The sequence below is a fragment of the Bradyrhizobium genomosp. I (2014) genome, assembly GCF_000261685.1.
Taxonomy (GTDB): domain Bacteria; phylum Pseudomonadota; class Alphaproteobacteria; order Rhizobiales; family Xanthobacteraceae; genus Bradyrhizobium.
This window is the reverse complement of the sequence record NZ_AJQE01000178.1, coordinates 1-5,000: the sequence shown is the minus strand read 5'-3', so window position 1 is coordinate 5,000 and position 5,000 is coordinate 1. Positions and strand designations below refer to the sequence as shown.

Sequence of the window (5,000 nt, the reverse complement as noted above, 5' to 3'; positions counted from 1 at the left end):
GGCCGACGTTTTTTGGCGTCCGAAAATTCTGTGTTCCCGGATCGGGAGGCAGGATGACCAAAGGGCGACCGCAAATCAAGCGCACTTTGGTTGCGCTATGGTCGCCACCTTCAATGCTGCGCTGCGAACGCGGCTTCCATGGCCTTGCGCGTCTTCATCGTCTCATTGCCGGCGTCGAACTCGACATCGCCCCAGCGCACCACGGCACCGTGCGCGACGTCATGCTTCAACGTTACGCGGTGCGCCAGGCCGATCGGCAAGGCGCCGGCCCTCAGGCTCGCAGCCGCCGGTACCAGCTTGCCCCACACCGTGTAGCCGCCTTCGCCGTCGAGCATCTCGCCGGCGCGCAGATTGCGCTTGGCCACCGCTGCGACGTCGCCGCGGAAGCCGCTGGCCTGCCCGGTGGGCTCGCCCCGCAGCGCGGCCGACAGCACCGAGATGTTCAACTCGAGCCCGATCAGATGATACGGCTTGTACATCGCGGCGAAGCGTCCGCTGGCGTCGGTTTTCAGGCCATATTGCCTGAAGCAGTCGGCCGCATAGTCGCTCAGTGCCTCCAGCACGACATAGACGCCCCAGCGCAGGTCGCGAAACACCGGCCGGCCGTCGCGCTCGAGCGAGGAGACGACCTCGACGAGGCCGGACCGCTCCAGCACGCCGCCGCGCGAGCGCGGTCGCATGATGTGCGGCAGGTCGTCGACGCCGCAGGGCGGAAACAGCAGGCCGTCCGCCGGCACGTCGAGGCTGCAGGCGTTGGCAATCGCGGCCATCTCGATCGCCGATTTGGTGCCGTCGAGAAAGGAGTTGAACATCTGCGGATTCATGCCGGCCGATTGCGCCTCCCCCGCAGTCAGGCCGTAGTGCTGCCAGACACCGTCGGGGGTCACGTCATGATAGGCCGGCAGGTACTTTGTCCCCTTGCCGGCGGCGACGACGCGAAAACCGGTGGCGCGGGCCCAGTCGACCATCTCGGCGGTCAGCGCCGGCTGGTCGCCATAGGCGAGCGAATAGACCACGCCGGCCTTGCGCGCTTCCTCGGCGAGCAGCGGGCCCGCCAGCACGTCGGCTTCGACATTGACCATCACGATATGCTTGCCCGCGGCGATCGCGGCGCGCGCGTGCTTGATGCCGACCGCGGGATTGCCGGTCGCTTCCACCACCACATCCATCGCGCCGCCGGCGATGGCGCGCGCGCCGTCGTCGGTGAACACGGTTGCGGCGATCCGCTCGGCGCTCCAGCCCACCGTGCGGCAGGCCTCGCGCGCGCGTTCGCAGTCGATATCGACGATAACAGGCACCTCCAGCCCCGGCGTGTGCGGCACCTGTGCCAGAAACATCGAGCCGAATTTGCCCGCGCCGATCAGCGCGACACGGACAGGCTTGCCGGCGGACGCGCGGGCCTGGAGGAGGCGGAAGAGGTTCATGGGAATATCCTGGCAATGGTCGTGTCCCGGACGCGGTGCAGCGTGGAACGCTGCTCCGCAGAGCCGGGACCCAGACCGAGAAGACGTGGCGGCGTGGGCCCCGGCTCAGCAGCGCATCACTGACGTGCTGCGCTGCGTCCGGGGCACGGGACCGGATCCTACTCTTACTCCGCCGCCTGCCGGGGCGCACGCGCAAGCCGCACCAGAGCATCATCATCCACGGTCTTGATCGGCGTGAAATCGCGATGCGCGATGTACTCTGGCCGCGTGGGCTTGCGGATATGGTTCGAGACCGCGTTCAGCGTCAGGTACACGATCTTGCGCGGGTAGGGGGTGATGTTGCCGCTCGAGCCGTGCACCAGATTGCCGTGGAACATCAGCATGCCGCCGGGTTTGCCCGTGGGCGCGACGATGCCGCCCTGCTCGACGAGGCGCGTCACGGTGGCCTCATCCAGCGTCCACAACGGATAGGAGGTGGTGGCGAGGTCGTGCGAGGCTTCGAGATCGCCGGCGTTCTGGCTGCGCGGCACCAGCATCAGGGGGCCGTTGATCGGCATCACCTCGTCGAGGAAGATCGCGATGTTCATCGCGCGCGGCTCCGGCATGCCGTCGTCGCGCTTCCAGGTGCCGTAGTCCTGGTGCCACTGCCAGACGTCGCCGGTGAAGGCCGATTTCGCGTTGATCTTGAACTGGTGCATGTAGACCGGCTCGCCGAACAATTGCTCGACCGGCTCGATCATGCGCGGATGCGCGCCCAGGATCCCGAACGCCTCGTTGTAGAGATGCGCGGCAAAAGCCGTGCGCGGCGCGCCGCTCTTCTCGCGCCAGACCTCCGGCCGGTTGGCGTCATAGATGCCGACCGCCTCGCGCGCGAGCAGGTCGACCTCCTCCTGGCTGAACAGCTCGGGCAGGAACAGCCAGCCCTCGCGATGGAAGAACTCCAATTGTTCCTGGGACAGTTTCATCGGGTCGTCCTCCTGTTGACTTGTTCTTGTTGTCGTTCCGGTCCGCAGGACCGAACTCGGGTGCGCACTTGCGCACCTGAGAACCTCGAGATTCCGGATCGCGCTTTGCGCGTCCGGAATGACGGGACGCAAATAGCTACGCCGCCGCTTCCTCCGTCGCCCGCAATCTCTCCTCAGTCATCCGTCCCGCCGTCTGCGCATGTGCCAGCGCGGCGCGTTCGGCGGCATTGGCGTCACCGGCGAGAATGTGTCCGGCAATATCGGCATGCTCCGCCCAGGCGCTGTCGCGATAATCGAGCTCGGAGAGCACGGTTGCCATCGAGCGGCGCATGTGCGGCCATTGCGGCGCGATGGTCTCCTCGATCACGGGATTGCCGGCGAGCTGATAGATCGCGCGGTGAAAATCGACATCGAGCCCGATGAGCTCGGCCAGCGCCGTGTTGCGGTCGCTGCGGCGTCCGGCGGCGAGCGCCGCCTCCAGCCGCGCGCGTCCGGCCGCGTCGTATGCCGCACGTTCGGCCGCGAGCCGGGCCGCCAGCGCGTCGATCGCGCCGCGCACCTCGTAGAGCTGGCGGATGCGTGCGGGATCGAGCTGGGTGACTTCGAAGCCACGCCGGCCGCTCTCGGCCACCAGGCCCTGGCGATGCAACAGGTGCAGCGCATGCGAGACAGGCTGGCGCGACACGCCGAGCTTGTCGGCCAGCTCGTTCTGCCGGATGCGCTGGCCGGGGCGCAGCGTGCGGTCGGAGATCGCCTCCAGAATCCGCGCATAGACCTGGTCGATCAAGTTCGGGAGCGGGTCGAGAGGGATCACGCCGGCAGCTCCGAAAGACAATGGGAATACGGAATTCCGTATTCGAAACTACGCTTCGCGGGAGGAGGCGTCAAGCGGTATCTGAGGGTGGCTCAGCATGCCCTCGTTCTAACAGCTAAGTCATTGATATTACTTGGCCTGTCTACTGTGCATGGGGTTGTTTTCGCGATATTTGTCTCCGGACCTCAGTGCTCCAGCACTTCCACGTCGAGCGTTGCGATCCGCTCTGCATCGGCCAGCGCCTCGATCCCGGCAATACGGTCGCCTGTGAACGCCACCCGCAGCGCGATGCGCAGCTTCCCGCCGAGGATGACGGCAACGCCGATCTCGCCATCGACCAGCGCCGCCCGCGCGGCCTGGGCGCGGCCCTTGTAGAGCTGCGCGACCGCATCCGCGCCGCGGATCTCCGCCAGCGCGCCGAGCCGCACCGCGGCCTGATCGGCGCGGAATACGACGTCGGGATCGAGCACGGCCAGCAGTCCCTCGAAATCGCCTTCGCGCGACGCCTTGAGGAAGGCATCGACGATTCCGCGCTGGCGTGACAGGTTGGTCTCGGGCACCGGCGCGCCCTGCACGCGCCGCCGCGCCCGGCTCGCGAGCTGCCGCGAGGCATCCACCGAGCGGCCGACGATCGGCGCGATCTCCTCGAAGGGCACGGCGAACATGTCGTGCAGCACGAAGGCGAGCCGCTCCGCCGGCTGCAGCGTTTCCAGCACGACGAGCAGCGCCGCGCCGACGGAGTCGGCCATCTCCGCTTCGCGCTCCCGCGTCTCGTCGACCGGCTCCGGCACATGCGGACCCATCGGCTCCTCCTTGCGCGACTTTCGCGCGCGCAACATGTCGAGGCAGATGCGTGCCACCACGGTGGTCAGCCAGCCGCGCAAATTCGCGACGTCGGACATGTCGTAGCGGCTGACCCGCAGCCACGCCTCCTGAACGGCATCGTCGACCTCGGCGCGGGATCCCAGCATGCGGTAGGCGACCGCGCGCAAATGGTCCCTGCTGGCCTCGAACCGTTCAGTGAGAAAATTTTGTTCGGTCATCGGTCACATTCCCTCGTCGCGATCCGTCATGCCATTGACGAAGCCAATCCGGCGGATGTGACCGGAACCTTCGAAATTCGACAGATGGAGACGAAAATGATGCACGCTCGCATGAATCACCCGGTCATGGTCCTGCCTGAGGCCATGAATGTCCTTCAGTCCCTCGGCAACCTGACCAAGCAGGGCCTGCCGGAAAAGCTCCTGGAACTGGTGCACCTGCGCGCCAGCCAGATCAATGGCTGCAGCGTCTGCGTCGACATGCATCCGAAGGTCGCCCGCAAGGCGGGTGAAACCGACGAGCGCCTGTTCGCCGTGTCCGCCTGGCGCGATGCGCCCTATTTCACCGACGCCGAGCGCGCCGCGCTGGCCTTGACCGAGGCGGTCACGCGCCTCGCCGATCGCGAGGACCCGGTGCCGGATGCGACCTGGAACGAAGCCGACAAGCATTTCGACGAGCGCGAACTCGCAACGCTGATCCTCGCGATCGCGACGATCAACGTGTGGAACAGGCTGAACGCGACGATCAAGATGCCGGTCGGCGTGTGGAAGGTGTGAGGCCGCGCGAGGGAGGCTCCGGCCGCGTACTCCCTCGCCCCGCTTGCGGAGAGAGGCGAAGACGCGCCTACTCCGCCAAGAACCTGTTCACCGCCTCGCCGAATTCCAGCGGCGCTTGCTCGAACATCCAGTGACCTGCATTCGGGATCACCGCCGTCCTGCTGCCTGCGATATGCGCGGCCAACACGCGCCACATCAC

6 protein-coding genes are annotated in these 5,000 nt (G+C 66.8%); 1 reads left to right on the top strand and 5 read right to left on the bottom strand.

The window, feature by feature from the left end; genetic code table 11:
- Nucleotides 1–110 precede the first annotated feature (110 nt).
- The 4 genes from IC50_RS17365 to IC50_RS17350 all read right to left on the bottom strand — a co-directional run bounded on the left by IC50_RS17365 (nt 111) and on the right by IC50_RS17350 (nt 4,246).
- Complete coding sequence (locus tag IC50_RS17365) at nt 111–1,424, bottom strand: NAD(P)H-dependent oxidoreductase (RefSeq protein ID WP_035707165.1); 1,314 nt, start codon at nt 1,422–1,424, stop codon at nt 111–113.
- Nucleotides 1,425–1,588: 164 nt separating this feature from the next.
- Entirely contained in the window at nt 1,589–2,389 is an 801-nt protein-coding gene (locus tag IC50_RS17360) for a phytanoyl-CoA dioxygenase family protein (protein WP_035707161.1), read from the bottom strand.
- A gap of 136 nt (nt 2,390–2,525) precedes the next feature.
- Complete coding sequence (locus tag IC50_RS17355; protein WP_035707182.1) at nt 2,526–3,203, bottom strand: GntR family transcriptional regulator; 678 nt, start codon at nt 3,201–3,203, stop codon at nt 2,526–2,528.
- Nucleotides 3,204–3,388: 185 nt separating this feature from the next.
- Nucleotides 3,389–4,246 carry a sigma-70 family RNA polymerase sigma factor gene (locus IC50_RS17350; protein WP_035707158.1) on the bottom strand — a complete coding sequence of 286 codons (858 nt, stop codon included), beginning with the start codon at nt 4,244–4,246 and terminating at the stop codon, nt 3,389–3,391.
- A gap of 99 nt (nt 4,247–4,345) precedes the next feature.
- Between IC50_RS17350 and IC50_RS17345 the strand changes: the two genes are divergently transcribed.
- Entirely contained in the window at nt 4,346–4,801 is a 456-nt protein-coding gene (locus IC50_RS17345) for a carboxymuconolactone decarboxylase family protein (RefSeq protein WP_035707179.1), read from the top strand.
- A gap of 67 nt (nt 4,802–4,868) precedes the next feature.
- Here IC50_RS17345 and IC50_RS43120 read toward each other — a convergent pair.
- Nucleotides 4,869–5,000 (bottom strand): alpha/beta fold hydrolase (locus IC50_RS43120; RefSeq protein ID WP_440588140.1); only part of this gene is annotated, 132 nt, incomplete at its 5' end.